The organism is Caulobacter sp. AP07, assembly GCF_000281955.1.
In the GTDB taxonomy this organism is placed as follows: domain Bacteria; phylum Pseudomonadota; class Alphaproteobacteria; order Caulobacterales; family Caulobacteraceae; genus Caulobacter.
This window is the reverse complement of sequence record NZ_AKKF01000206.1, coordinates 1-24,125: the sequence shown is the minus strand read 5'-3', so window position 1 is coordinate 24,125 and position 24,125 is coordinate 1. Positions and strand designations below refer to the sequence as shown.

Genomic DNA, 24,125 nt, shown 5'->3' with positions numbered 1-24,125 from the left:
CTTTTTTCTTGTCCTGTGATCACGCCGCGCTAAGCATGGGCTCAAGTTTTGGGAGCGTATGATGTCGAAGGTCGAAGAGCGTCTGGCGGGTCTTGGAATCGTGCTGCCGCAACCGGTGGCGCCGGTCGCCAACTATGTTCCCTTCGTCCAGGCCGGGAACCTGATCCATATTTCCGGCCAGATCTCGCTCGACGCCAACGGCGGCCTCAAGGGCACGGTCGGGACCGAGGTCGACCTGGAAACCGCCCAGCAGGGCGCGCGCCTCTGCGGGATCAACCTGCTGGCCCAGATGAAGGCCGCCACGGGCGACCTCGACCGGGTCAAGCGGGTGGTCAAGCTGGGCGGCTTCGTCCAGGTCAGCCAGGACTTCACCGACATCCCCAAGGTCATCAACGGCTGTTCGGACCTGATGGTCGAGGTGTTCGGCGACGCCGGCCGCCACGCCCGTTCGGCGGTGGGGGTCTATCGCCTGCCGCTCGGCTTCTCGGTCGAGGTCGACGCCGTGGTCGAGGTGTTCTGATGCGCGCCCGCGCCCGGCCCGGAACCGAAGTGTTCGGCGAGGCGTGGGAGCGCCTGTTCGAGCCGGCCGTGGCGCATCGCGGCCTGTGGTCGCCGGGCGGCGCGCCCGAGAACTCCCTGGCCGCCTTCCAGGCCGCCTGCGCCGGCGGCTACGCCATCGAACTGGACGTGCAACTGACCGCCGACAACCATGTGGTGGTCTTTCATGACGATCACCTCGAGCGCCTGACCGGCGCTCCCGGCAAACTGCGGGACCACACGGCCGCCGACCTGGCGCGGCTGTCCCTGTCGGGCACCGAGGAGACCATCCCGACCCTGGCCGACGCCCTGACCGTGATCGGTCACCGGGCCATGGTCTATATCGAGCTGAAGACGCCGTTCGGCGAGGTGGGCGAGCTGGAGAAGCAGGTCTCCGAGATCCTGCTCGACCACAACGGCCCGACCGCGGTGATCGGCTTCAACCCCTATTCCCACGCCTGGTTCGCCGAGCACCAGCCGCAGATTCTGCGCGGCCTGGACAGCTACGGCTGGGCCGACGAGAACGCCCGCAAGCTGGCGCCGGAGCTGCGCAAGTCGCTGGCGGCGCTGGAGCACGTCGAGATCGCCCGGCCCGACTTCCTGGCCCTGGGACTGGACATGCTGCCCAGCCCACGCGCCGACCTGCTGCGCGCCAAGGGCATGCCGGTGATCGCCTGGACGGTGCGCTCGGCCGAACAGTGGGACAGCGTCAGCGACCATTGCGACAACCTGATCTTCGAGGGCTTCGCCGCGTGACAGCCGTCAAGGCGGAGGTGCGCGTCCACCGGCGCATCGCCGAGATCGGTCGCCAGGCCTGGGACGCCTGCGCCGGGCCCTCGGGCGACCCCTTCGTCAGCTTCGACTTCCTCGACGCACTGGAGGAGAGCGGCTGCGCCGCCCCGCGCACCGGCTGGGCGCCGCATCACCTGTCGGTCCAGGACGAGAACGGCGAGGTCGCGGCGGTCATGCCGCTGTACCTGAAGTCCCACAGCCAGGGCGAATACGTCTTCGACCACAGCTGGGCCGACGCCTATGAGCGGGCCGGCGGGGCCTATTATCCCAAGCTGCAATGTTCGGCGCCGTTCTCGCCGGTCACGGGCCCCCGGCTGATCGTCCGCCCCGACATCGATGTCGACGAGGGTCGCATGGCCCTGCTGGGCGGGGCCCTGACCCTGTGCGAGCGGCTGGGCGCCTCGTCGCTGCACGTCACCTTCCCGAGGGCCGAGGAATGGGCCTGGATGGGCCAGCGCGGCATGCTGCCGCGGCAGGACCAGCAGTACCACTGGCACAACGCCGGCTACGCCACCTTCGACGACTTCCTGGCCGCCCTGTCGTCCAACCGCCGCAAGACCATCCGCCGCGAGCGGCGTGACGCCCAGGCCGGGCTGGAGATCGTCGCCCTGACCGGCGACCAACTGACCGAGGACCACTGGGACGCCTTCTTCGGCTTCTACATGGACACCGGCGGCCGCAAGTGGGGGCGGCCCTACCTGAACCGCGCCTTCTATTCGCTGCTGGGCGAGCGGATGGCCGACAAGGTGCTGCTGATCCTGGCCCGCCGCCCGGGCGGCCCGTGGATCGCCGGAGCCCTGAACCTGATCGGCGGCGACTGCCTCTACGGCCGCCACTGGGGCTGCACCGAGGACGTGCCGTTCCTGCACTTCGAGCTCTGCTACTACCAGGCCATCGAGCACGCCATCCGCCTGGGCCTGCCGCGCGTCGAGGCCGGCGCCCAGGGCCAGCACAAGATCGCCCGCGGCTATCTGCCCAGCCCGGTCTATTCGGCCCACTGGATCGCCGACCCCGCCTTGCGCGAACCGGTGGCCCGTTACCTGGAGCGTGAGCGCGAGGCGGTCAGCGCCGAGATCGAGATGCTGACCGAGGAATTCTCGCCGTTCCGCGAGGAGCGCTAACCCAACTCCACCTCGCCCACCTTGTCCTTGTAGGCCTTCTTCGGGTCGCTGCCGAGCAGCATGCGGACGCCGGCGAACAGGCTGTTCTCGTTCAGCCAGATATGGGCGTGGCGCGGATCGAACCGCAGCAGGCGCAGCTTGGGGTCGTCCTTGCCGTCGAACCAGGCGGCGACGAACGGATTCCACAGGCGTTCGACGGTCGTGTGGTCGGTGTCGACCTTCAGCTCGCCGTCCACGGTGGCGAACAGGTCGTGGCCCTTCGAGGCGAAATGGATCAGCGCCTCGCGACCCGTACCGGCCGCCGCGACGATGTGGTTGTCGGCCGAGGTGAAGATCCATAGCGGCCCGCTGTGGTCGCCCTCGAACAGGGCGGTCATCGGCTGGGCGTGCCCGTCCGCGCTCCCGGGGAGGGCCAGCATCACGGTGCGGTCGGACTTCAAGGCCTTCCAGAACCTGGCGACGAGATCGGCGTCCTTGGACATGGCGGGTTCCTCCGTACGCGACTTAAACGAAGGGGCGAACCGTCGCGTTCCGACCTGGGGAGCGAACTCTAGGAACGTTCCCAGGCCGCCTTCAGCAGCGCGCGGACCTCGTCGTCCACGTCGCTCGGCGAGGCCAGGGCGAGCTTGGCCTTCAGGCGTTCCGACCAGCTTTCGTTCCTCGGCGGCGAGAGGCGAGGGGAGGCGTCGGGCGCCAGCGCCAGGCCCAGCACCGCGGTCCCGCCCCTGATCGGCTTGGCGGCGGCGAACTGCACCTTGTTGGACCAGGCGGTGAAGGCCTTGCGCTGGCCGGTGACCAGGCCCGGGAAGTCGGCGACCGCCGCTTCCAGCGCCCGCAGGATCGCGGTCGCGGTCGGGTCGGTCCACAGCGCCGCGCGCAGGGCGTCGGCGTCGTCCCAGCCCGGCCCCTCGGGGAAGGCCGCCGACAGGATGTGGGCCGCGCGGTTGACGCCCAGGCCGTGGACCTCCTTCAGCCATTGGGTCCGCGCCCGGGGCCGGGTCTCCGGGCAGTTGCGGCGAACGATCTCGACCCATTGCGCCAGGGTCTTGCCGGTGTCGCGCTCCAGGCTGGCCTGGACCGAGGCGAACCACTTCGCCTGGCGCTCGGTGAGTTGCTCGGTCATGCGCGGGTCCCTTGGAAATGGTCCGCCAGTTCGGCCAGCAGGCGGTCGCGGCCGCGCTCCGGCCGGTCCAGGTGGGCGAAGTGGGTCGCGCCGGGCAGGCTCACGACCTTGACCGAGGGCGCGCGGGCGGCGTCGGCCACGAAGGCGTCGAGATCGGCCTGGCGGCTCCAGAAGTCGTGTTCGGCGCGCAGGAGCAGGGTCGGGGCGGTGATCGAGCCGGCGTCGTACAGCCGTCGTCCGCAGGCCTGGTAGAAGCTGTCCTCCAGCGCGCCCAGCGGGGCGCGGAACTGGGGCGGCGCATGGGCTCCGCTCTCCGGATCGCTGGCCAGCACGGCCGCCGCCAGGGCCTGGGCGATCGCCGGGTCGCGCCACGCATCCTTGTCGGCCGAGGGGATGCCGCGCTCCCAGGCGCCCAGCAGCGAGGCCGCCGGATAGAGCGCGTAGCCGCCGGTCGCCGGATCGAAGCGTCGCGGCTGGCCCGGCTGGGCGACCGGCGATCCGGGCCCCAGCATCGGATGGGTGTCGGCGCCGCCATAGAGGCCGTTGAGGATCGCCAGGCCGCTGACGGTCTCCGGCCGCAGCGCCGCGTAGAACCCCGCCCACAGGCCGCCGGTCGCCCAGCCGACCAGTCCGACGCGGTCGCCGCCGGCCCGCCGGCTGGCCAGCGCGCGGGCGGCGTCGATGTCGCGCGCCACCTCGTAGGCGCGGGTCAGGGGACGGCTTTCGCCGGGCGGCCGGGACATGGCCGCCGGTCGCTGCGAGGCGCCATAGCCGCGGGCGTCCAGCAGATAGACCCGGCGGTTCAGGCGCAGCGCCAGGTCGCCGGCCAGGGATCCGCCGGCCACGGGCAGGTCGAACGACGCCACGCCGGGCGCCCGGGCCCCGTGCAGCAGGATCAGCGGCGCGCCCCGTGGCGAGGCCGGGCTGACCTCGCGCACATGCAGGCGGACGCCGTCGTCGGTGGTGGCGGACAGGTCCTCGCGGCGGAGCGCGCCGGCCTCGGCGGACGCCGGTCCGGCGGCCCCAAGCGCGGCCGTGGCCGCCAACATGCCGCGACGCGTCAGGCTCGTCGTCATTTGCGCGTCCCTCCCGGTTTGCTAGGTACAGGGCCGATCAATTGGAGACGATCATGAGCCTTCACGGAAGCTACGACGCCGACAACATCTTCGCCAAGATCATCCGTGGCGAGATCCCGGCGGTGAAGGTGTTCGAGGACGACCAGGTCCTGGCCTTCATGGACGTCTTTCCGCAGTCGCGCGGCCACGTGCTGGTGGTCTCCAAGACCAGCCAGGCCCGCAACCTGCTGGAGGCCGAGACCAAGACCCTGGGCCGGCTGATCGGCGCGGTGCAGAAGGTGACCCAGGCGGTGACGACCGCCCTGAAGCCCGACGGCGTGGTGGTCACCCAATTCAACGGCACGCCGGCCGGCCAGACCGTGTTCCACCTGCATTTCCACATCATCCCCCGCTACGAGGGCGTCGCCTTGGGGCGGCACGGCGAGGGCATGGCGGACGTCGAGGACCTGAAGGCCCTGGCGGAGAAGATCTCAGCCGCGCTCTAGAGCAAGCCGCGCGACTTGCTCTAGATTTTTGTTTTCGCATCGTTTTTGCGGAAAACCGGTGCCCACTTTTCCGCACGATGCTCCAGCTCCGCGGTCAGGCGCTGTAGCGGGCCTCGAGCAGGTCGAGTTCGCGGATGATCCGGGCCGCGGCCTCCTCGTCGAGGGCGCGGTCGCGGCCCAGGCGGAAGACCTCGTCGCGTTCGGCCCGCACGCCGGCCAGGCGTAGCTGTCGCTCGATCCGTTCGACTTCGCGGCTGATCGCCTTGGCTTCCGGGCTTTCCGGGCGGCCTTCGATCCGCTGGCGATAGAGGGCCATGATCCGGGCGGCGGTCTCGGTATAGACGTCCGCATCGGCGCGTCCCTCGGCCATGGCGTGCTGGGCGGCCTCGATGGCGCGGATCGCGGCTTCGGCGGCCGCGCCGCGCGCGCTGTCCTCCTCGGCCTGGCGCGAAGGCTCCGGCGGCAGGGCCAGGCCCTTCAACACGCCGGGGAGGGCGACGCTGGCGACCACCAGCGAAACGACGATCACCCCGGCGGCCAGGAAGATCGCCAGGTCGCGGGCGGGGAAGGCGGCGCCGTTGTTCAGGGTGAACGGCAAGGTCAGGACGCCGGCCAGGGTGATCGCGCCCCGCACGCCGGCCAGCGACATGGCCATGACCAGCCGCCAGCCCATCTTGAGCGGCCGCTCGCCCCGGCGCGCGGCGCGGAACAGGGTCCAGCGCAGCGAGGTCCAGACCCAGGCGAAGCGCAGGGCGGCCAGGCCGACATTGATCAGCAGCACATAGACCGCCAGCCACCACGGCCCGTGGTGGCCGGTCAGCAGCACGGTCTTGGACGCCCCGGCGACGATGCCCGGCAATTGCTCGCCCAGCAGGACGAAGATCACCCCGTTGGCCGCGAACTGCACGGTGTCCCAGACGGCGGCGCGGTGGACCCGGGTGACGCCCAGGGCCAGTCCGGCCTGTTCGGCCAGGCCCATGGTCACCCCCGCGGCCACCGCGGCCAGGATGCCGGAGCAGTGGAAATGCTCGGCGACCAGATAGGCGCCGAACGGCATCAGCAGGCTGATCAGGATCTGGGCGCTGGTGTCCTCGCCCAGGCTGTCGGTCACCCATTGCTTGACCCGGGTCACGGCCCAGGTGACGCAGACGCCGATCGCCACCCCGCCCAGCGCCATCCAGAGGAAGGTCAGGAAGGCTTCGGACAGCGAGAACGAGCCGGTCAGCATCGCCGCCACGGCGAAGCGCATGCAGACCAGGCCCGAGGCGTCGTTGAGCAGGGATTCGCCCTCCAGGATGTGCAGCATCCGCTTGGGGATCGGGGTGCGGTCGGCGATGGCCGAGACCGCGATGGGGTCGGTGGGCGAGACCACGGCGGCCAGGGCGAAGGCCACCGGCAGGGGCATGGCCGGGATCAGCCAATGGATCAGGAAACCCGCCCCGATGACGGTCATGACCACCAGGCCCAGCGACAGTTCGAGAATGACCGTCCGATCGCGAAACAGCGCGGTCTTGGGGATGCGCCAGCCGTCGAGGAACAGCAGGGGCGGCAGGAACAGCAGGAAGAAGATCTCGGGCTTCAGCTCCACCGTCTTGACGAACGACAGCGCGAGGACCACGCCGAGCGCGATCTGGACCAGGGGCAGCGGCAATCTCGTGAACCGCGCCAGGGAGCCGCTGACGATGACCGCCAGCAACAGCGTCAGGATCGTGACGATGGCTTCCAAGAGGCGCTCCGCAGGTTCGGGATCGAAGCGACTATAGCGGCCGTGTCCCCGTCCGGGAGACGTTTCGCGACCTAGGGCGCCAGCTTGATGACCGCCGTGGCCAGGCCGACGATCGCGGCCATGCCGCCTATGAGCGCCATGCCCTGGACCCGAAGCTTGTCGTTGAGGTCGGCCATGATCCGATACTCGGTGTTCTTGAGTTCAGTTTTGAGCAGAAGAACATCCGTCTTCACATCCTGAAGAGCGGCCTTGGTGGCCAGTTCGGCCACGTCCTGTTTTGTCGCCGCCGCCAGTTCGGCCACGTCCTGTTTTGTCGCCGCCGCCAGTTCGGCCACGTCGCGTTTTGTCGCCGCCGCCAAATCGGCGATGTCGCGTTTTGTGGTCGCCGCCAATTCGGCCATGTCCCGTTTGACCGCCGCCGCCAAGTCGGCGACGTCACGCTTCGTGGCCATGTCGGCGACGTCACGCTTTGTGGCCATGTCGGCGATGTCCCGTTTCGTGGCCATGTCGGCGACGTCATCCTTCGTCGCCAGGCCGCCTATATCCGGGAAGTGCGTGGCCGACTGCACCAGCTCGACGATCGCGTCGGCCGCACGTTCCTCGACGCCTGCGTCGCGGAGGCGTTTGGAGGCGCTGAGCGTGTCGAAGGCCGGGTTCATGAACTCAAGCTATCCGCGTGTTCCTGTTTTGTCCAGCGTCGCCCGCGAGTCCCAAAAGCAAAGAGGCCCGGATCGCTCCGGGCCTCCCGCTGTCTGCTCGCCTAGCCGGCCAGGGCCGGTTCGGCTTCGTCTTCCTTGGGAGCCTTGCCCGGCTTTTCGGGCGCGCTCTCGATCTCGAAGTCGATCTTGCTGTCCTTGAGGATGACCTTGACGTGCCCGCCGCGGACGAGGCGTCCGAACAGGATGTCGTCGGCCAGCGGCTTCTTGATGTGCTCCTGGATCACCCGCGCCAGGGGGCGGGCGCCGTAGAGCTCGTCGAAGCCGTTCTTGGCCAGCCAGTCGGCCGCGTCGTCGCTCAGCGAGATCGTCACGTTCCGGTCGGCCAGCTGGGCCTCCATCTGCATGACGAACTTCTGCACGACCTGGCGGATGATGTCCGGCGTCAGCGGCTTGAAGGCCACCACCGCGTCGAGGCGGTTGCGGAACTCCGGGGTGAACAGGCGCTTGAGCGCGGCCTCTTCCTCGCCCTGCACCTTGTCACGGCCAAAGCCGATCGCCTGGCGTTGAGCGTCCGAAGCCCCGGCGTTGGTGGTCATGATCAGGATGACGTTCCTGAAGTCGACCTTCTTGCCGTTGCTGTCGGTCAGCACCCCGTGATCCATGACCTGGAGCAGGATGTTGTAGACGTCGGCGTGGGCCTTCTCGATCTCGTCCAGCAGCACCACGGCGTGCGGGTGCTGGTCGACCGCGTCGGTCAGCTGGCCGCCCTGGTCGTAGCCGACATAGCCGGGGGGAGCCCCGATCAGCCGGCTGACGGTGTGGCGTTCCATGTATTCCGACATGTCGAAGCGGATCATCTCGATCCCGAGGGTCGAGGCCAGCTGCTTGGCGGCTTCGGTCTTGCCGACGCCGGTCGGGCCGCTGAACAGGTAGCTGCCGATCGGCTTTTCCGGGTCGCGCAGACCGGCCCGGGCCAGCTTCATGGCCGAGGACAGCTGCATCAGCGCCTCTTCCTGACCGAACACCGCCCGCTTCAGGTCGCGTTCCAGTTCACGCAGCGACTCGGTGTCCGACTTGCTGACCGACTTGGGCGGGATGCGGGCGATCTTGGCCACGACGGCCTCGATCTCCTTGACGCCCAGGACCTTCTTGCGACGGCTCTCGGGCAGCAGCATCTGGCCGGCGCCCGCCTCGTCGATCACGTCGATCGCCTTGTCGGGCAGCTTGCGGTCGGTGATGTACTTGGCCGACAGCTCCACCGCGACCTTCAAGGCCTCGTTGGTGTACTTCAGCTTGTGGAAGTCCTCGTAATAGGTCTTCAGGCCCTTGAGGATCTTGATGGTGTCTTCCACCGTCGGTTCGTTGACGTCGATCTTCTGGAAGCGCCGGACCAGGGCCCGATCCTTCTCGAAGTGCTGACGGAACTCCTTGTAGGTGGTCGACCCCATGCACCGCAGGGTGCCCGAGGCCAGGGCCGGCTTGAGCAGGTTGGAGGCGTCCATGGCCCCGCCCGAGGTGGCGCCCGCGCCGATCACCGTGTGGATCTCGTCGATGAACAGCACCGCGTTGGGGTGGTTCTCCAGTTCCTTGACCACCTGCTTGACGCGTTCCTCGAAGTCGCCGCGATAGCGGGTGCCGGCCAGCAGCGCGCCCATGTCGAGCGAGAAGATGGTGGCGCCGGCCAGGACTTCGGGGACCTGGTTGGTGATGATCTTGCGGGCCAGGCCTTCGGCGATGGCGGTCTTGCCGACGCCGGGCTCGCCGACCAGCAGCGGGTTGTTCTTGGTCCGGCGGCAGAGAATCTGGATCGCCCGCTCGACCTCGTTGGCGCGGCCGATCAGCGGATCGACCTTGCCCTGGCGCGCCTTCTCGTTGAGGTCGACGCAATAGGCTTCGAGGGCCTCGCCGCCGGTCTTGGCGTTGGGCTTCTCGACGTCTTCCTCGACCGTGGCGCCCTTGGCCGTCTTCGGCTCGGAGGCGCCCGCCTTCTTGGCGATGCCGTGGGCGATGAAGTTCACCGCGTCGTAGCGGGTCATGTCCTGCTCTTGCAGGAAGTAGGCGGCGTGGCTTTCCCGTTCCGAGAAGATTGCCACCAGCACGTTGGCGCCGGTGACTTCCTCGCGGCCGGAGGATTGCACGTGAATGACGGCGCGCTGGATCACGCGCTGGAAGCCCGCCGTGGGCTTGGCGTCATCCTCGTCGTCGACGACCAGCGAGGCCAGTTCGACGTCGAGATAGTTCACGAGGCTCTTCTTCAGAGCGTTGAGGTCGACATCGCAGGCCCGCATGACCCCGGCCGCGTCGTCGTCATCGGTAAGCGACAGCAGCAGGTGTTCAAGCGTGGCGTATTCGTGCTTGCGCTGATTGGCGTAAGCGACGGCGCGATGCAGGGATTCTTCAAGTGGGCGCGAAAAAGAGGGCAAGGGGAGGCTCCTCAATCCTTTTCCATGGTGCACTGCAGTGGGTGCTGATGCCTGCGCGCCGAGTCGATCACTTGCGCGACCTTGGTCTCGGCAACTTCGTAGGTGAAAACGCCGCAAACGCCGACGCCATGCTGATGAACGTGCAGCATGATCCGGGTCGCATCTTCGCGCGACTTGTTGAAGAAACGTTCAAGTACGTAAACGACGAACTCCATAGGGGTGTAGTCGTCGTTCAAGATCAGTACGCGATACAGCGAAGGCTTCTGCGTCTTCGGCTTCACTTCCGTGATGACCGAAGAGCCCGCGCCGTTGTTTTGTCCGCCTTGCTTTCGCTCGGCCATCGACCACTCTCTCCCGGCGAGCCGAACCACCCGCCTTGTTAGATTAGATATGGAAACGCGGCAGCTTTGGAAGAGGCTGACGCGCCGCTGCGCCGCTTTAACACAGGGGCGCCGCGCAAAGTGGCTTCCCGCTTGGGATAGCGGTGATCCGCCCGAGGGCCGCGTTAAGGCTGTTGTCGGGCGAGGCGCGGAAATAGGGGGGGTATGGGCGGTGCGCAAGGGGCGTGAAGGCCGACTCAGTCCGGAGTCGCGCGGTCCTGGTCGTCCGCCGCCGGCGAGACGCGCATGGCCCGAGGGGCGGCGACGGAGCGTGTGTCGCCATGTGCCTGTTTTTTAGTCGGTTCGCCTTTCGTCCCCGCGAGCGTAGACTGCCGTCGCCAAGCCATGAGGCGACCGATCGTCGGCCTGCCACGCGTTCGCGGCGCCGGGAGGCGCCGGCTTGGAGGAGGACCGTCCCATGACCTCCGTGACGACCAGCCAACTGAAGCAGGCCATCGAAGGCCGCGACGCGCGCGCCCTGACGGGGTTCTACGCCGACGACGCGGTGATGAGGATCATCGACCGCGACCACCCGCCAAGCTCTCCCCTGGAACTTCACGGCAAGGGCGAGATCCGGTCCTTCTATGAAGACGTCTGCGGCCGGGCGATGACCCACCACGTCGATTCCGTGGTCGCCGACAACGAGCACCTGGCGTTCACCCAGGCGTGCGCCTATCCCGACGGCGCCCGCGTGTTCTCCACGGCGATGCTCACCCTGGCGAACGGTCTCATCACCGACCAGACGAACGTCCAGGCCTGGGACGGCTGACCTAGAGGCTCCCCCGGAAGGTTTGAGATCACCGCCGCGTCTGGCATGGAGGGGGCGCAGTTAGGAGCCTCCTCGCGTGACCGACGCCCGCACCCAGAAGCAGCGCATGCTGGCCGGCGACCTCTATGATCCCGTCGATCCCGAGATCCAGGCCGACCACGAGGCGGCGGTGGCCTGGATGGGGCGCTACAACGCCCTGGACCTGCCGGTCGGCGCGCGGCACGCCCTGCTGCGCCAGCTGCTGGCCAGCGTCGGCGACCGCGCCAGCATCCGGCCGCCGTTCCATTGCGACTACGGCTACAACATCAGCATCGGCGAGGGCGTGTTCCTCAACTTCAACTGCGTGATCCTCGACGTGACCACCGTCACCATCGGGGCGCGGACGACGATCGGGCCGCACGTCCAGATCTACACCGCCGAGCACCCGCGCGACCACGCGGAGCGCCGGACGGGGATCGAATACTCCCGGCCGGTCGTCATCGGCTCGAACGTCTGGATCGGCGGCGGGGCGATCATCGTGCCGGGGGTGACGGTCGGCGACGACGCTATCATCGGGGCCGGCAGCGTGGTCACCCGCGACGTGCCGGCGGGCGCGACGGTGGTGGGCAATCCGGCGCGGGTGCGAGGGTAGGGCGACCGCCCTCAGTCTTCCCCATCGGTTGTCATCCCGGCCGCAGCGAAGCGAAGAGCCAGGACCCAGGGCAACCGTAGTGCGCCGGCCCCTGGGTCCCGGACAGCCTCTGCGAGGCTTCCGGGATGACAACGGTTTTGGGTTTCCTGATCTCGATCAGTTCTTCGGCGTCACCGGAATCCACGCCTCCAGCCCGCCTTCGCCCGTGCGCGGGTCGAACTCCGGCCCGTAGCGCTCGAAGAACGGGGCGTCGGCGGCCTCGTAGTCCGAGTTGGGCAGCCACGCGGTGTAGATGGCGTGCATGGTCTGGCGAATGGTCGAGATGTGCTCGGCATGGCGGAACACCGCGTACAGGTGGGCCGGGACGCGCGCCGAGACGAAGCCCTCCGGCAGGTCGGAGAAGTCGGCCACTTCGACGCCGCTGACATAGTCGAAATTGCCCAGCTCGTCGCTGTTCAGGCACAGGCCGTAGGCGACGTCGCCGATCTGGCCGGGGATGTGGCCGGCATGTTCGTTGAAGCGCTGCCATTGGGCGGGGATGCCGCCGGGGCCTTCGCAGCCGTAGCGGCCGCTGAGACCGGCGATCAGCAGGGCGCGGCCCTGTTCGATGCGCGGCGGGGCGAGGTCGGTTCGAGGCGATGAGTCCAGCATGAGGGGCTCCACGAGCTTGAGGGGTTCGAGGTCGCGCGCCGCCCGCACCTGCTCGGGGGTGATCCCGAACTGGTCGCGGAACGCGCGGGTGAACGCCTCGTGCGAGCCGTAGCCGGCCTCCAGCGCCACCGACAGGATGTCGGGCGCGCCGTCGGCCAGGGTCCGGGCCGCTTCCGTCAGCCGCCGCGCGCGCAGATAGCCGATCACCGGCAGGCCGGTGGCGACCACGAAGGCGCGGGACATGTGGAAGCGCGAAACCCCGCCGGCCTCGGCGATCGCGTCCAGGTCCAGGTCCTGGGCGGAATGGCCTTCGATGAACCAGATGGCTTTCTGGACGGGGTTCATGGCGGGTCTCGTGACGAAGCGTGGGGCTTGGATAGCCTGCTCGTCAGAAGGGCATTTGATCGGGATTGCTGAGGAAGGCCAAGGGCGACCCCTGATCCGCGCATCCTGGCATTCGCCGGGATCAGCGGATCAGGGCCTCACGCCTTCTCCACGAAGCTGTCGATCACCTTCTTGTCGCCGGCCTTGTCGAACGACACCGAAAGCTTGTTGCCCTCGACGGCGGTGATCTTGCCGTAGCCGAACTTGACGTGGAACACCCGGTCGCCGCGCTTGTGGGCGCCGGCCGCCGAACTGGCCGAGACCGCCACCAGCCGGCCCTCGCCCTCGATCGGGGCCGAGCGGGACGCCGAGCCGCCGGCGCGCCAGCTGGGCGTCGCGCGCTCGCCGAAGCCCGACGCCCGGTCCTGGGCCCGCTTCCAGCCGGGGCTGTCGTAGCTGCCGGCGGTGAAGGTGCTGGTCCCGGGGTCGTCCCAGCGCGAGGCGACGGTCTGCTGCATGCCGGGGCCGCCGCCGTAATAGCCGGTCTCGGAGGCCGCATCGACGTGGGCCAGGGGCAGTTCGTCGACGAAGCGGCTGGGCAGCTGGCTGGTCCAGCGGCCATAGACCTGGCGGTTGGCCACGAAGCTGATCCGGGCCTCCTCGCGGGCCCGGGTGATGCCCACATAGGCCAGGCGGCGCTCTTCCTCGAGACCCTTCTCGCCCTTGTCGTCCATGCTGCGCTGGCTGGGGAACACGCCTTCCTCCCAGCCGGGCAGGAACACCAGCGGGAACTCCAGCCCCTTGGCCGAGTGCAGGGTCATGATCCAGACGGCGTCGTCGCCGGCGCCCTTGTCGAGGTCCATGACCAGCGACACGTGCTCCAGATAGGCCTCCAGCGTGTCGAAGGCGCTCATCGACTGGACCAGTTCCTTCAGGTTCTCCAGCCGCGTCTGGCTGGTCGGACCCTTGTCGAGGCGCAGGGCGTCGGTATAGCCGCTCTCCTCCAGCACCGCCTCCATCACCCGCTGGTGCGGGGTGTTGGCGGCCAGGGCGCGCCAGCGGTCCAGGTCGCGCAGGAAGTTGCTCAGCGCCGTGCGGGTGCGGGCCGGCAGGTCGTCGCCGCCGATGATCACCCGGGCCGCGTCGACCGTGGAGATGCCCTCCAGCCGGGCGATCTGCAGCAGCTTCTGCACCGAGGTGTCGCCGATGCCGCGCTTGGGGGTGTTGACGATCCGCTCGAAGGCCAGGTCGTCGTCCGGCGACTGGATGAGGCGCAGGTAGGCGTGGGCGTCGCGGATCTCGGCCCGCTCGAAGAACCGCGGGCCGCCGACCACCTTGTAGGGGATCTGCAGCATCACGAAGCGTTCTTCGAAGGCCCGCATCTGGAACGAGGCGCGGACCAGGATGGCCATGTGGCTGTATTTGCGGCCGGCCCGCTTGGCCTTCTCGATCTCGTCGGCGACCATCCGGCTCTCGGCCTCGCCGTCCCAGACGCCGCTGACCTTGACCTTCTCGCCGCCGGTGATCTCGGTCCACAGGGTCTTGCCCAGCCGGCTCTTGTTGGCGTCGATCAGGCCCGAGGCGGCGGCCAGGATGTGCTCGGTGGAGCGGTAGTTGCGCTCCAGCTTGATGACCTTGGCGCCCGGGAAGTCGCGCTCGAAGCGCAGGATGTTGTCGACCTCGGCCCCGCGCCAGCCATAGATCGACTGGTCGTCGTCGCCCACGCAGCAGACGTTCTGGCGACCCTGGGCCAGCAGCCGCAGCCACAGGTACTGGGCGACGTTGGTGTCCTGGTACTCGTCGACCATCACGTACTGGAAGCGCCGCTGGAAGTCGGCCAGCACGTCCGGATGGCCGGTGAAGATGGTGATGTTGTGCAGCAGCAGGTCGCCGAAGTCGCAGGCGTTGAGGATGCGCAAGCGCTCCTGGTACTGGCGGTAGAGGGTGATCCCACGACCGTTGGCGAACTCGCCGGCCTCCGAGCCGGGGACGCGGTCGGGCGTCCAGCCGCGGTTCTTCCAGGTGTCGATCAGCCCGGCGAGGATGCGCGGCGTCCAGCGCTTGGCGTCGATGTCGGCGGCCTCGATCAACTGCTTGAGCAGCCGCTCCTGGTCGTCGGTGTCGATGATCGTGTAGCTGGACTTCAGGCCCACCAGCTCGGCGTGGCGGCGCAGGATCTGGGCGGCCACCGAGTGGAAGGTGCCCAGCCAGCGCAGGCCCTCGGCTTCGTCGCCGATGATGTGGGTGATCCGCTCGCGCATCTCGCGCGCGGCCTTGTTGGTGAAGGTGACGACCAGCAGCTCCCACGGCCGGGCGCGGCCGGTGGCCAGGATGTGGGCCAGGCGGGTGGTCAGCACCCGGGTCTTGCCGGTGCCGGCCCCGGCCAGCACCAGGACCGGGCCCTCGGTCGCCTCGACGGCGGCGCGCTGTTCGGGGTTCAGGCCCTCCAGATAGTTCGGAGTCGGGCCTTCCGGTCCGCGCGGGCGGGCCAGGTCGGAGATGCGCGGGGCGGGGAGGTCGCCGGGGAAATCAGTCGAGTCGAAGCCTTGAGACATGGAACATATGTAGCACAAAGTTCGCCGGGCTTAAGCCCTCGCGCCCGATTGCGCGAAACAGGAACCTCGACCACGCCCCGCCGTTTTCCTGACGGGACGAAACGCATGGGAGAGACAAGGTGGCGTACCGTCACGACATGCATCCCCAGCACATCGGACTTGTGGGACTGGCCCTGCTGGTCGTTCTGCTGTTCGTCGGGGCCCTGGTGTGGGGCAGCTGGCGTTCGGGCCTGCTGGCGGTGCGGCCCGACGATTTCGCGATGCGGCTGCCGGCCGCGCCGGCCCTGCCGCGGAGCCCTACGCCCAATCCTCAGCCGCCGCCGCTCCCCAGGCCGGGGCCTGGCGTCGAGAGCTAACGCGCCTGATTGTGCTGTAGCGCGAACACCCGGCAGGCCGAGGCCAGCGGCCGGTCGCCGCGCCCGGCGTCGATGCGCTGGATCAGGCCGGCGACGCTGATCGCGTCGGCCGTCGCGGCGTGCTGCAGCACGGCCCAGAATTCGGGCTCCAGGGCCAGCGAGGTGGCGTGGCCGGCCAGGTTGATCGAACGTTTTTTAAGACTGCCCATCTCGTCGTCCCCATTTTCACATAGCAGGGGTCGCTGAACCCTCTTGAATAAAAATGACGCGATGTCATCTTTGTGGGGTCCAGCAGGAGAATGCCCTATGATCGCGGCCACGCAAGTCTTCGGCGAACAAAACCTCCGCCAGCCGATGCGTCGCCAGCGCGACGCGTTCAATCTGCAGCCTTTGCGGGCGCTTCGGGCCGTCCGGCGCCTGATCGCCGACAAGGAGGACACCCGCCAGGTGTTCGAGATCATGCGGGCGCTGTCGGGCAGGGCCATCCCCAAGGGTTATCGCCGGCTGCTGAGCACGCCGGAGGGCGGCCGCATCGCCTATGAGCGCGACGAGTTCGCCGAGCGGCTGTCCGATCCCGCTTGGCTGGCCGGCTTCGCGCCCGGCACGGTGGGCGCGGCCTATCGCGACTTCATCGCCCCGCGCGGCCTGTCGGCCGAGGGATTGGCCGAGGAGAGCCGCAAGGTTCCGGAAGCCGACGTCGACGCCGCCCACCCGCTGGCCTGGTACGCGCGGCGAATGCGCGACATCCACGACGTCTGGCACGTGCTGACCGGCTACGGCACCGACGCCCTGGGCGAGGTCTGCGTGGTGGCCTTCTCCTACGCCCAGACCCGCAGCCTGGGTTTCGCGGTGATCGCCATGGCCGGGGCCAGCCAGTTCGCCAAGCAGAAGAACGGCCAGCCCTACAACCAGGCCGCCCGGCAGGCCTGGCGCAACGGCCGCAAGGCGGCCTGGCTGCCCGAGGTCGACTATCCGGCCCTGTTCGCCTTGCCGCTGGACGAGGCCCGGCGCCGGCTGAAGATCCCGCCCGCCACGGTCTATCAGAGCATTCCGGAGAGCCTTCGCGACCGGTTCGTGGCCCGATGACCGCCGACGACCGGACGGCCGCCAACCGCGCCGTCGCCCAGCGCTACGCCGGCGCCTGGGCCGCCGGCGACCTGACGGCCCTGCGCGCCTGCTACCATCCGGGCTTCACCCTGCACTATTTCGGCGACCATCCGCTGACCGGCGACCATGTCGGCCTGGCCGCGGCCCTGGCGACCCTGGCCGAGGTCAGCCGCCGCACGCGCCGCAGGCTGGTGAAGATCGTCGACGTCACGGCGGGCCCCGAACGCGCGGTGGTCATCGCCCGCGAGGCCTTCGAGCGCGACGGCGTGGTCACCGAACTGGACCGGGTGCTGGTCTACAGGATCGAGGGCGACCTGCTGGCCGAGTGCTGGGTCTATGACGGCGACCAGGCGCTGGTGGACGAGTTCCTGCGGGGGTAGGGGCGTCGGCGTCACACCAGGAGCGTGGCCGCGCCCCATGCAAGCATCACGACTCCGCAAACACGGGCGACCCATGGCCCGCCTGGGAGCACCTTTTCGGCCATGACCAGCAGTGTCAGGGCGGCGATCCAGGCCAGGTTCATCACCCCGCCGACGAACAGCAGCGCCATCAGCATCCAGCAGCAGCCGACGCAGTAGGTCCCGTGCAGGACGCCCAGCCGGACGGCGCCCAGGGCTCCCGGCCGCCAGTGGCGCGAGAGGAACGCCGCGGGCGAGCGGCAATGACCAAGGCAGGCCTGCTGCAGCGGCGAGAGCTGGTAGGCCCCGGAGGCCATCAGTACCGCCCCGGACAGCCACCGGCTTCGCGAGCCCATTGTCGCGGCCGAAACCAGGCTGGCGCGCTCCAGGCCCCAGTGCAGCCCCGCGGCCGCGAGCGAGAAGCCGAGCCAGACCAGCAGGTAGCCCGCCGCGAACGCCCACGCGGGCGCCAGGCCCGTCGCCTGGCCATGGGCCAGCGCGTGCCGGTGAGTGCGTCCGTAGAGCAGGATGGTCGGGGCGGCGCTGGGCGTCATCATCGCGACCATCATGGTCCACCACATGGCGGTGGTCAGCGCCCAAAGGCCGGGGCTCCAGGCCGGCGGCCCCATCGCCATGTCCCGCATCTCCGCCGCGGACATCGGCATCGACATCGACATCGCGGCCGAGGCCTGCGCCGCCTTGTGCGGAAAGAGCGAGAGCGAGGTCATATCCGACACGCTCATGCCGAGCCCGGCGCCGGTCAGCAGGTAGACCCACGCCAGCGCGCAGAGCAGGGCCAGCCCCACCAACGTGATCACGCGCTCATGCTTCAGCACGCGCTCCAGCACCGCCGTTTCGCGCTCATCCGCCATGTCAGGCGGCCGCGGACGCCGTCCGTGAGCGTACGACGCCGTTGTTGTTCAGGTGCAGCCGCGCGAACTGCGCGTACTTGTCGTCGATCTGCACCAGGACGGGACCGCCGGTCCGGCTCGAGGCGCTGCCGATCTCCGCCAGTTCGTACTCGAAGCCGTCGGGCAGAACGATCTGCGCGCGGGTGTCGGCCCCCGTCACGGGATTGCGGATCGGGCGGCCGGTCAGGTCGATATGGTCCTGGACGAGCACGCGGCCCTGGCGCCCGTCGACGTCGATGTCGATGTCGATCTTGGCGAACACCGGATCGTGCATCTTGGAGAGCGTCGAGGCGAACACCGCGAACATCGTGGCGAACGGCGCGGTGTCCTGGCCGCTCATGATCCGCAGGAGGCCGTCACGCTGGGCCGCGTCCGCTCGCTCATCGACGAAGGCCATGGCCTCGCCGTTGCCTTCGTGGATCGGCCCGGGCCATTTGAAGACCGCCGCGATCTTCAGGCCGTCGAGGCGCGCGTCGCCGAAACGCCCCTCGTCGATGACGATCCCGGCGACCGCGTGGCAATGTCCCTTGTCGGGCAGGGCGTTGAACTGGCAGTTGCAGCCGTACTCGCACGTGCAGTTGACGAGTTCCCGACCCTTGAATTCCCAAGGTGTCATTTCGGATCTCCTTCAGGGAGAACGACGTTACGCCAAATCGGGCGAAGGGGCCAGCGCCGGCGGCCGCCCGGCCAGGCGGGGTGGGGCCTGATCCCTCATGACGTCCGATGGCGGGCGATCAGCGGATCGGCCGCCGCCTGGGCCAGGATCCAGTCGCGGAAGGCGGCGATCTTGCGCACGCGGCGACGTTCGGCCGGATAGGTGATCCAGTAGCCGCCGCCGTAGTGGGCGACCACGTCGAACGGCGCGACCAGCCGGCCCTGGGCCAGGTCCTGGGCGTAGAAGATCGGCGAGCCCAGGGCCACGCCCTGTTCGGCCAGGGCCGAGGCCACCTCCAGCGCCTGGGCGTCGGCCATCAGGCGCGGCACGGCGCGGTCGTCGCAGGGCGCGACCCCGGCCGCGTCGAACCAGGTCGCCCATTCGGCCGCCGAGCCGATGCGCGGCGCGTCGACCAGGTCGGCGGGCGTGGCCAGGCCGCCGATCCGCGCCAGGAAGGCCGGGGTGCACAGGGCGGTCTGGATCGAGGGAGCCAGGTAGTGGCTTTCCAGGCCCGGCCAATGGCCCTGGCCGCCGCGCAGGGCCAGGTCGTAGGTCTCGCGCGTCAGGTCGACCACGCGGCTGGAGGTCTCCAGCCGCACGGCGATCCGGGGGTGGGCCACCTGGAAACCGCCCAGGCGCGGGGCCAGCCATTGGGCCCCGAGGCTCTGGACGGTGGTGATCGACAGCACGCCCTCTTCGGCCTCGACCAGGTCGGAGACGGCGGCGCGCAGGATGGCCATGGCCTCGGTGGCCGCCCGCGACAGGCGCTCCCCGGCCGGGGTCAGGTCCACCTCGCGTGGCCGGCGCACGAACAGCAACTGGTCAAGGCGCTGCTCCAGCGCCTTGACCTGCCAGCTGACGGCGGCCTGGCTGACGCCCAGCTCGTCGGCGGCCCGGGTGAAGCTCTTCAGGCGCGCGGCCGCTTCGAAGATCCGGATGGCGCTGAGCGGCAGGGTGGCGAGGATGTCTGGCATAAGGGTGACTTATGTATAGCCAAGGAGGCCGCGTTTGTCACCCGGGGACGAAAGGAGGATTTTCGCGTCATCGCAGCGGACGGAAGGCGACGATGATGGACGAAGCAATCAAGACCCATAAGGAAACCACGTTCGGCTGGATGCTGATGTGGCAGGAGTTTCGTCAGCGTCAGGCCGCCAGGCGGGCGGCTCGGCGCCTGGCGGACGAGGTCCGGCTGGCGGTGATCCGTGACGCGACGCTCGCCAAGCCCATGCGGTATCTGGCGCCCCGGTGAGGCGCGTCTGCTATAGCTTGGTCCGAGAGACGGACGTGGCGCGAATCCACTGACGACGCGCCGGCTCTCGGGGGAAGCATCATGACACGCACCGCGATCTTCGCGCGCCGCCGCGCCGGCCTGTCCGTCGTGGCGGTCGGCTTGGCCCTGGCCTTGGGCGTCGGCGTGACGAGGTCGAGCGCGGCTCCGGTCGGGACCGAGGGTTGCCAGTTCCGGGCCGGGCCGCGGCATCTGGGCGTCTATCCCGGCCCCGCGCCGGCCGGCGTCGACGGCCTGGTCTGGAAGGTCGCCCTGGGCGGGCCGGCGATCGCCAGCCCGGTCCTCTGTGACGGGGTGATCTATCTGGGCGCCAAGGACGGCGGGTTCCGCGCCCTGGATTCGGCCGACGGCCGCCAGCGCTGGCGCTTCCAGGCCGACGGGCCGATCACCGCCAGCGCCGCGGTCGCCGAGGGCCTGGCCTATTTCCAGTCGGACGCCGGCACGATCCATGCCGTCCGTGTCGCCGATGGGCGACTGGCCTGGAAGCGCGCGACCGGGCCGGACCTGCCGTTCATGAACTACAAGCCGGGCGTGGACTTCTGGGACTACTGGGCCTCGTCGCCGCTCTATCTGGACGGGGTGATCTATGTCGGCGGCGGGGACGGTGTGGTGCGGGCGCTGAACGCCAGGACGGGCGCGGTGATCTGGACCCATGCCACCGGCGGCCGCGTGCGGGCCAGTCCGGCCAGCGACGGCGCGCGGATCTATGTCGGCAGCTTCGACGGCGCGATGTACGCCCTGAACCGGGCGGACGGGACGTTGGCCTGGTCGTTCCAGACCCAGGGCAACAGCGACTTCAAGATCGGCGCGATCCAGTCCTCGGCCGCCGTGGCGGAGGGCCTGGTGGTGTTCGGCAGCCGGGACTATCGCGTCTACGCCCTGGACGCGGCGACCGGCAAGCCGGCCTGGATCGCGCCGCACAAGGGCTCGTGGGTGGTCGGCTCGCCGGCGATCGTCGCCGGCAAGGCCTGCGTCGGCAGCTCGGACCTGAAGATCGCCCAGTGCGTGGACCTGAAGACCGGGCAGGAACTGTGGCGGACCACGCTGAACGGCGCGGCCTTCGCCTCGCCGGCCGTGGCCGGGGATGTCCTGGTCATCGGCACCCTGGGCGGCCTGCTCGAGCAACTGGCGCTCGGCGACGGAAAGATCGTCTCCGGAGCCGGCAGCGACGGGCGGCTGATCGGCACGGCCTGGCTGGAGGGCGGCGTCGCCTATGTCGGGGCCGAGAACGGCACGCTCTACGCCTTTGGACCCGAGGCGAAATAGGCACCTCTACTCCCCGGTCTCGTCCTGGCTTTCCCGTCGGGCGCCGTCCAGCTCGCGCTTCAGCTTTTCCGCCCGCGCCGTCTCCAGGGCCTTGTCGCCCTTGGTGCGGCCGAACTTGGCGCGGTTCTCGACAGCCTGGACCTTGGCGTCCGCCTTGGTCTTGGCCTTGCGGGCCCGGTTGAGGTTGAGGATCTCGGCCACGGCCTAGCCCTTCTTCAGTTTCGGCGGCGTGGCCGGGCGGAGGATCAGGGTCGATTGCAGGCGCAGGGTCTGGTCCTTCTTGAGCACGAACGGCGCGCGGCCGGGGAACACGCAGTTCTGCATCGACAGCTCCTTGCGCAGGATCCAGCGGGTGATCGGCGTTCCGTTGGCCTTGCAGGCCAGGCCTACGGTCCAGGCCGGGGCGCCGACGCCCTGCGGCCAGGCGAAGCCCATGGCCTTGCCGGCGTCCACCGGTCCGACCGCGGGGGTCACGGCCTTGCCGTCCGAGCCGAACGCCAGGCGGTCGGGCATGACCAGCCGCACCGAGAAGCCGCCATAGCCCTTGACGTCGTCGCTGCCGCCCAGGGACAGGGCGCCCGCGCGGGCGGTGATCACGGTGTCGAAATCGATGCGCCGCGCGCCGGCCTTCAGCGGATACACCCGGACCTTGGTGGTCTCGCGGGCCACATAGGCCACTTCCGGTCCGGAATTGACGATCCAGTCGGCGTTGACCACCAGGGTCCCGCCGCCGGCGCTGTCGCCCTTGAAGCGTTTCTCGCGGACATGGAAGGTCAGGCCCTTCATGAACCAGCCGTCGGCGACGGTCTTGCCGTCGACGATCACCTGGTGCCAGCTCCAGAAGGCTCCGCGCTGGTGCGGGTGGTCGGCCGGGCGGTCCTGCGTCAGCACCGTGCCGTCGGGGGCGTAGATCGGGTGGACATAGTTCAGCCGGCCCGGCTCGTGGGGATCGGCGGGGGCGGTGCGGTAGAACAGCACGCTCTTGCCGCCGTCGGTGAGGGTGACGCCGTCGTCGGCGAACACCGCGTCGACACGGGCCAGGGGCGTAACGGGAGGCGTAACGGCGGGCGCGACCGGGGGAGGGGGCGCGACGGCCGGCGCTGGCGTCTCGGCGGTCGCCGGCGCGGGCTGGGCCCAGGCCGCCGAAGTCGCCCCGCCGATCAGCAGGCACAGGGCGGCGGCGAGCGGCTTGATCATCGGTCTTTCCCCCATCGACGGGCCCCATCGACGCGCCCTTGCGGCGAACGCGTCCGACCCGTGAGTGATAGCCAGGATCGCGGCCTCGGCAAAGTCGCAACCTTGACGGGAACATATAGCGAACATTCGCCGTGCGCAAGCGCTCCGGAAACTGCGCCGGGCGCCCGCCCGTTAGCCCTTCGGGCGGTCACCAACACCCGGAGGAACATCATGATCGACGCCTCGCGAATTCAGGAACACCTCGAAGTGGTCGGTTCGGACGGCGGCCATGTCGGCCGCGTGGACCATGTGGTCGGCGGCGAGATCGAACTGACCAAGCTCGACCTGGGCGGCGGCCTCAAGCATCACCTGATCCCGATGACCTGGGTCGACCACGTCGACGACGAGGGCGTGCACCTGACCCTGACCAGGGACGCCGCCAAGGCGGGCTGGCGCGAGAAGCACTGACGTTCGTCGCACGCCGATTGACAGCCAGGCCTCGCCGACCGATCCCTCGCCCATCGCGGGCGAGGGATTCCCATGTACCAGCTTTACTACAGCCCCAGCACGGCCAGCCTGGCCGTGCACTGGATGCTGATCGAGATCGGCGCGCCGTTCGAACTGGTGCTGACCGATACGAAGACCGGCGCTCACAAGCAGCCGGACTACCTCAAGCTCAATCCGGCCGGCGTGGTTCCCACCCTGATCGTCGACGGCGCGCCGGTGTGCGAGAGCACGGCGATCCTGATGCTGCTGGCCGAGCGTCACGCCGACAAGGGCCTGGCCCCGTCGGTCGGCGCGCCTGAACGCGCGGCCTATCTGCAGGGGATGGTCTATCTGGCCAACACCCTGCTGCCGAGCTTCCGGGCCTGGTTCTATTCGCACGAGCCGGCCGGCGAGGCCGGGGCCCAGGCCGTTCAGGCCGTGGCCCAGGCGCGGATCGAGGCCGTCTGGGACCGCCTCGACGCGCAACTGGCCGGACGGGGTCCCTACATGCTGGGCGAGCGGCTGTCGGCCGTCGATTTCCTGGCGACCATGCTGATGCGCTGGTCGCGCAACATGCCCAGGCCCGCCACGGCGTGGCCGCATATCGCCCGCTACCTGTCGCGGATGCGGGCGATGCCGTCGCTGCGCGAGGCGCATGCGCGCGAGGGGCTGACGGACTGGATCGACGGGTAGGTCTGTGGATGAGCTGGGGACACACACTCATCCCCAGGCCCTTGTCTAGGTGGCGAGGTGGTGGGAGTGAGTGTGTGTCCCCGTCCGGACCCTCCACGGCGCGATCACCGCCGCCAGCGCCAGCAGCGTCAGGTTCACCCCCAGCGCCGTCGCGCTGACCGCCAGCGCGCCGAACCGCGCGGCGTGAACGGCCACGACCGCCGCCAGCGCCAGGCTGGTCGCCGTCCGCAGGCCCACCGTCCAGAACCGCGCGTCCTTGACCGCCACGGCGGCGGCGATCGCGACGGCCAGCGGCGCCCAGAACACCCAGACCGGCGGAGCCTTGACCGCCAGCCACAGGGCGGCCGACAGGGCCAGGGTCGCGGGCGCGCCCCAGGCGATCGCCGTCCAGGCCTTCTCCAGGCGCGGCGCGGGACGCCCGCGATCGCGGCGGCGGGTCAGCCAGATGGTCACGCCGCTGCTGGTCACAACGCACAGGGCGATCCCCAGCAGCCCGTAGGCGATCTTGACCGGCAGGCCGCCGAACGAGCCGAAGGG

General features: G+C 69.4%; 28 protein-coding genes and 1 pseudogene. 13 read left to right on the top strand and 16 right to left on the bottom strand.

The window, feature by feature from the left end; genetic code table 11:
- Window positions 1-61: 61 nt before the first annotated feature.
- From PMI01_RS18780 to PMI01_RS18770, 3 genes are read left to right on the top strand one after another with little or no spacing between them, the layout of a single operon-like run.
- Entirely contained in the window at window positions 62-520 is a 459-nt protein-coding gene (locus tag PMI01_RS18780; RefSeq protein WP_007672502.1) for a RidA family protein, read from the top strand.
- Entirely contained in the window at window positions 520-1,293 is a 774-nt protein-coding gene (locus tag PMI01_RS18775) for a glycerophosphodiester phosphodiesterase (protein WP_007672500.1), read from the top strand. Before PMI01_RS18780 ends, PMI01_RS18775 begins: the two co-directional genes overlap by 1 nt.
- Window positions 1,290-2,450: a GNAT family N-acetyltransferase gene (locus PMI01_RS18770; RefSeq protein ID WP_007672499.1), complete on the top strand. Its 1,161-nt coding sequence runs from the start codon at window positions 1,290-1,292 to the stop codon at window positions 2,448-2,450. The genes PMI01_RS18775 and PMI01_RS18770 overlap by 4 nt, the downstream gene beginning before the upstream one ends.
- Here the strand turns inward: PMI01_RS18770 and PMI01_RS18765 are convergent.
- The 3 genes from PMI01_RS18765 to PMI01_RS18755 form a co-directional block, all read right to left on the bottom strand.
- Window positions 2,447-2,932, bottom strand: coding sequence for a pyridoxamine 5'-phosphate oxidase family protein (locus PMI01_RS18765; RefSeq protein WP_007672498.1), 486 nt, complete (start codon window positions 2,930-2,932; stop codon window positions 2,447-2,449). The two genes, PMI01_RS18770 and PMI01_RS18765, sit on opposite strands and share 4 nt — an antisense overlap.
- Window positions 2,933-3,000: 68 nt before the next feature.
- The gene (locus PMI01_RS18760; RefSeq protein WP_007672496.1) at window positions 3,001-3,573 is read right to left on the bottom strand and encodes a DUF4287 domain-containing protein; all 573 of its coding nucleotides are present in this window, start codon (window positions 3,571-3,573) and stop codon (window positions 3,001-3,003) included.
- Window positions 3,570-4,649, bottom strand: coding sequence for an alpha/beta fold hydrolase (locus PMI01_RS18755; protein WP_007672494.1), 1,080 nt, complete (start codon window positions 4,647-4,649; stop codon window positions 3,570-3,572). The genes PMI01_RS18760 and PMI01_RS18755 overlap by 4 nt, the downstream gene beginning before the upstream one ends.
- 53 nt (window positions 4,650-4,702) lie before the next feature.
- Between PMI01_RS18755 and PMI01_RS18750 the strand changes: the two genes are divergently transcribed.
- Window positions 4,703-5,134 (top strand): HIT family protein, encoded by a 432-nt coding sequence (locus PMI01_RS18750; RefSeq protein ID WP_007672492.1) that lies wholly within the window; start codon window positions 4,703-4,705, stop codon window positions 5,132-5,134.
- A 94-nt stretch (window positions 5,135-5,228) separates the two neighbouring features.
- Here the strand turns inward: PMI01_RS18750 and PMI01_RS18745 are convergent, their stop codons facing one another.
- From PMI01_RS18745 to clpS, 4 genes are all read right to left on the bottom strand, one after another.
- On the bottom strand, window positions 5,229-6,860 hold the full coding sequence (locus PMI01_RS18745) for a Na+/H+ antiporter (protein WP_007672491.1): 1,632 nt from the start codon (window positions 6,858-6,860) through the stop codon (window positions 5,229-5,231).
- A gap of 71 nt (window positions 6,861-6,931) precedes the next feature.
- Window positions 6,932-7,519, bottom strand: a complete 588-nt coding sequence (locus PMI01_RS18740) for a hypothetical protein (RefSeq protein WP_007672488.1) — start codon at window positions 7,517-7,519, stop codon at window positions 6,932-6,934.
- A gap of 101 nt (window positions 7,520-7,620) precedes the next feature.
- Entirely contained in the window at window positions 7,621-9,942 is a 2,322-nt protein-coding gene (clpA, locus tag PMI01_RS18735) for an ATP-dependent Clp protease ATP-binding subunit ClpA (RefSeq protein ID WP_007672485.1), read from the bottom strand.
- Between the two features lie 11 nt (window positions 9,943-9,953).
- Window positions 9,954-10,283 carry an ATP-dependent Clp protease adapter ClpS gene (gene clpS / locus PMI01_RS18730; protein ID WP_007672483.1) on the bottom strand — a complete coding sequence of 110 codons (330 nt, stop codon included), beginning with the start codon at window positions 10,281-10,283 and terminating at the stop codon, window positions 9,954-9,956.
- A gap of 457 nt (window positions 10,284-10,740) precedes the next feature.
- Here clpS and PMI01_RS18725 point away from each other — a divergent pair, with 457 nt between their 5' ends.
- Window positions 10,741-11,091, top strand: a complete 351-nt coding sequence (locus PMI01_RS18725) for a nuclear transport factor 2 family protein (RefSeq protein ID WP_007672482.1) — start codon at window positions 10,741-10,743, stop codon at window positions 11,089-11,091.
- 76 nt (window positions 11,092-11,167) lie between these two features.
- Window positions 11,168-11,722, top strand: a complete 555-nt coding sequence (locus PMI01_RS18720; RefSeq protein WP_007672481.1) for a sugar O-acetyltransferase — start codon at window positions 11,168-11,170, stop codon at window positions 11,720-11,722.
- Between the two features lie 156 nt (window positions 11,723-11,878).
- Here PMI01_RS18720 and PMI01_RS18715 read toward each other — a convergent pair whose 3' ends face one another.
- Together PMI01_RS18715 and PMI01_RS18710 are read right to left on the bottom strand one after the other, a co-directional pair.
- Window positions 11,879-12,718: an AraC family transcriptional regulator gene (locus PMI01_RS18715; RefSeq protein ID WP_007672480.1), complete on the bottom strand. Its 840-nt coding sequence runs from the start codon at window positions 12,716-12,718 to the stop codon at window positions 11,879-11,881.
- Window positions 12,719-12,855: 137 nt separating this feature from the next.
- Window positions 12,856-15,252 (bottom strand): ATP-dependent helicase, encoded by a 2,397-nt coding sequence (locus PMI01_RS18710; protein ID WP_007672478.1) that lies wholly within the window; start codon window positions 15,250-15,252, stop codon window positions 12,856-12,858.
- Between the two features lie 119 nt (window positions 15,253-15,371).
- On the opposite strand from PMI01_RS18710, the gene PMI01_RS18705 reads away from it, so the two are divergent.
- Window positions 15,372-15,608 carry a hypothetical protein gene (locus PMI01_RS18705; RefSeq protein ID WP_007672476.1) on the top strand — a complete coding sequence of 79 codons (237 nt, stop codon included), beginning with the start codon at window positions 15,372-15,374 and terminating at the stop codon, window positions 15,606-15,608.
- On the opposite strand, the gene PMI01_RS18700 is transcribed toward PMI01_RS18705, so the two are convergent.
- Entirely contained in the window at window positions 15,605-15,817 is a 213-nt protein-coding gene (locus PMI01_RS18700; protein ID WP_007672474.1) for a ribbon-helix-helix domain-containing protein, read from the bottom strand. The two genes, PMI01_RS18705 and PMI01_RS18700, sit on opposite strands and share 4 nt — an antisense overlap.
- A gap of 97 nt (window positions 15,818-15,914) precedes the next feature.
- On the opposite strand from PMI01_RS18700, the gene PMI01_RS18695 reads away from it, so the two are divergent.
- A complete protein-coding gene (locus PMI01_RS18695; protein ID WP_007672472.1) occupies window positions 15,915-16,694 on the top strand; it encodes a Coq4 family protein in 780 nt (259 codons plus the stop codon).
- Window positions 16,691-17,095 carry a nuclear transport factor 2 family protein gene (locus tag PMI01_RS18690; protein ID WP_007672469.1) on the top strand — a complete coding sequence of 135 codons (405 nt, stop codon included), beginning with the start codon at window positions 16,691-16,693 and terminating at the stop codon, window positions 17,093-17,095. The genes PMI01_RS18695 and PMI01_RS18690 overlap by 4 nt, the downstream gene beginning before the upstream one ends.
- Before the next feature lie 11 nt (window positions 17,096-17,106).
- On the opposite strand, the gene PMI01_RS18685 is transcribed toward PMI01_RS18690, so the two are convergent.
- The 3 genes from PMI01_RS18685 to PMI01_RS18675 form a co-directional block, all read right to left on the bottom strand.
- Window positions 17,107-17,985, bottom strand: a complete 879-nt coding sequence (locus tag PMI01_RS18685) for a DUF2182 domain-containing protein (RefSeq protein ID WP_007672467.1) — start codon at window positions 17,983-17,985, stop codon at window positions 17,107-17,109.
- Window position 17,986: 1 nt separating this feature from the next.
- Window positions 17,987-18,640, bottom strand: a complete 654-nt coding sequence (locus tag PMI01_RS18680; protein WP_007672465.1) for a DUF1326 domain-containing protein — start codon at window positions 18,638-18,640, stop codon at window positions 17,987-17,989.
- A 95-nt stretch (window positions 18,641-18,735) separates the two neighbouring features.
- On the bottom strand, window positions 18,736-19,653 hold the full coding sequence (locus PMI01_RS18675) for a LysR substrate-binding domain-containing protein (protein ID WP_007672463.1): 918 nt from the start codon (window positions 19,651-19,653) through the stop codon (window positions 18,736-18,738).
- Window positions 19,654-19,748: 95 nt separating this feature from the next.
- Here PMI01_RS18675 and PMI01_RS18670 point away from each other — a divergent pair, with 95 nt between their 5' ends.
- Both PMI01_RS18670 and PMI01_RS18665 read left to right on the top strand, forming a co-directional pair.
- A complete protein-coding gene (locus PMI01_RS18670; protein WP_157223821.1) occupies window positions 19,749-19,928 on the top strand; it encodes a hypothetical protein in 180 nt (59 codons plus the stop codon).
- Window positions 19,929-20,009: 81 nt separating this feature from the next.
- Window positions 20,010-21,233: an outer membrane protein assembly factor BamB family protein gene (locus PMI01_RS18665; protein WP_007672458.1), complete on the top strand. Its 1,224-nt coding sequence runs from the start codon at window positions 20,010-20,012 to the stop codon at window positions 21,231-21,233.
- A 6-nt stretch (window positions 21,234-21,239) separates the two neighbouring features.
- Here the strand turns inward: PMI01_RS18665 and PMI01_RS18660 are convergent, their stop codons facing one another.
- Both PMI01_RS18660 and PMI01_RS18655 read right to left on the bottom strand, forming a co-directional pair.
- Complete coding sequence (locus tag PMI01_RS18660) at window positions 21,240-21,434, bottom strand: DUF4169 family protein (RefSeq protein ID WP_007672456.1); 195 nt, start codon at window positions 21,432-21,434, stop codon at window positions 21,240-21,242.
- A 3-nt stretch (window positions 21,435-21,437) separates the two neighbouring features.
- Window positions 21,438-22,430, bottom strand: coding sequence for a DUF6807 family protein (locus tag PMI01_RS18655; RefSeq protein WP_007672454.1), 993 nt, complete (start codon window positions 22,428-22,430; stop codon window positions 21,438-21,440).
- A 210-nt stretch (window positions 22,431-22,640) separates the two neighbouring features.
- Between PMI01_RS18655 and PMI01_RS18650 the strand changes: the two genes are divergently transcribed.
- Window positions 22,641-22,877 (top strand): DUF2171 domain-containing protein, encoded by a 237-nt coding sequence (locus tag PMI01_RS18650; RefSeq protein WP_007672452.1) that lies wholly within the window; start codon window positions 22,641-22,643, stop codon window positions 22,875-22,877.
- Window positions 22,878-22,949: 72 nt separating this feature from the next.
- Entirely contained in the window at window positions 22,950-23,588 is a 639-nt protein-coding gene (locus tag PMI01_RS18645) for a glutathione S-transferase family protein (protein WP_007672450.1), read from the top strand.
- A gap of 45 nt (window positions 23,589-23,633) precedes the next feature.
- Here the strand turns inward: PMI01_RS18645 and PMI01_RS27685 are convergent.
- Window positions 23,634-24,125 (bottom strand): annotated as a pseudogene (locus PMI01_RS27685) (PepSY domain-containing protein); the annotation flags it as partial.

Bases quoted from the DNA above. Each gene is read 5' to 3' on its own strand.
- PMI01_RS18700 (WP_007672474.1), bottom strand. From the start codon at position 15,817: ATGGGCAGTCTTAAAAAACGTTCGATCAACCTGGCCGGCCACGCCACC.
- PMI01_RS18725 (WP_007672482.1), top strand. From the start codon at position 10,741: ATGACCTCCGTGACGACCAGCCAACTGAAGCAGGCCATCGAAGGCCGC.
- PMI01_RS18645 (WP_007672450.1), top strand. From the start codon at position 22,950: ATGTACCAGCTTTACTACAGCCCCAGCACGGCCAGCCTGGCCGTGCAC.
- PMI01_RS18750 (WP_007672492.1), top strand. From the start codon at position 4,703: ATGAGCCTTCACGGAAGCTACGACGCCGACAACATCTTCGCCAAGATC.
- PMI01_RS18775 (WP_007672500.1), top strand. From the start codon at position 520: ATGCGCGCCCGCGCCCGGCCCGGAACCGAAGTGTTCGGCGAGGCGTGG.
- PMI01_RS18715 (WP_007672480.1), bottom strand. From the start codon at position 12,718: ATGAACCCCGTCCAGAAAGCCATCTGGTTCATCGAAGGCCATTCCGCC.
- PMI01_RS18650 (WP_007672452.1), top strand. From the start codon at position 22,641: ATGATCGACGCCTCGCGAATTCAGGAACACCTCGAAGTGGTCGGTTCG.
- PMI01_RS18780 (WP_007672502.1), top strand. From the start codon at position 62: ATGTCGAAGGTCGAAGAGCGTCTGGCGGGTCTTGGAATCGTGCTGCCG.
- PMI01_RS18670 (WP_157223821.1), top strand. From the start codon at position 19,749: ATGGACGAAGCAATCAAGACCCATAAGGAAACCACGTTCGGCTGGATG.
- clpS (WP_007672483.1), bottom strand. From the start codon at position 10,283: ATGGCCGAGCGAAAGCAAGGCGGACAAAACAACGGCGCGGGCTCTTCG.
- PMI01_RS18755 (WP_007672494.1), bottom strand. From the start codon at position 4,649: ATGACGACGAGCCTGACGCGTCGCGGCATGTTGGCGGCCACGGCCGCG.
- PMI01_RS18760 (WP_007672496.1), bottom strand. From the start codon at position 3,573: ATGACCGAGCAACTCACCGAGCGCCAGGCGAAGTGGTTCGCCTCGGTC.
- PMI01_RS18690 (WP_007672469.1), top strand. From the start codon at position 16,691: ATGACCGCCGACGACCGGACGGCCGCCAACCGCGCCGTCGCCCAGCGC.
- PMI01_RS18665 (WP_007672458.1), top strand. From the start codon at position 20,010: ATGACACGCACCGCGATCTTCGCGCGCCGCCGCGCCGGCCTGTCCGTC.
- PMI01_RS18740 (WP_007672488.1), bottom strand. From the start codon at position 7,519: ATGAACCCGGCCTTCGACACGCTCAGCGCCTCCAAACGCCTCCGCGAC.
- PMI01_RS18710 (WP_007672478.1), bottom strand. From the start codon at position 15,252: ATGTCTCAAGGCTTCGACTCGACTGATTTCCCCGGCGACCTCCCCGCC.
- PMI01_RS18675 (WP_007672463.1), bottom strand. From the start codon at position 19,653: ATGCCAGACATCCTCGCCACCCTGCCGCTCAGCGCCATCCGGATCTTC.
- PMI01_RS18685 (WP_007672467.1), bottom strand. From the start codon at position 17,985: ATGGCGGATGAGCGCGAAACGGCGGTGCTGGAGCGCGTGCTGAAGCAT.
- PMI01_RS18655 (WP_007672454.1), bottom strand. From the start codon at position 22,430: ATGATCAAGCCGCTCGCCGCCGCCCTGTGCCTGCTGATCGGCGGGGCG.
- PMI01_RS18765 (WP_007672498.1), bottom strand. From the start codon at position 2,932: ATGTCCAAGGACGCCGATCTCGTCGCCAGGTTCTGGAAGGCCTTGAAG.
- PMI01_RS18695 (WP_007672472.1), top strand. From the start codon at position 15,915: ATGATCGCGGCCACGCAAGTCTTCGGCGAACAAAACCTCCGCCAGCCG.
- PMI01_RS18680 (WP_007672465.1), bottom strand. From the start codon at position 18,640: ATGACACCTTGGGAATTCAAGGGTCGGGAACTCGTCAACTGCACGTGC.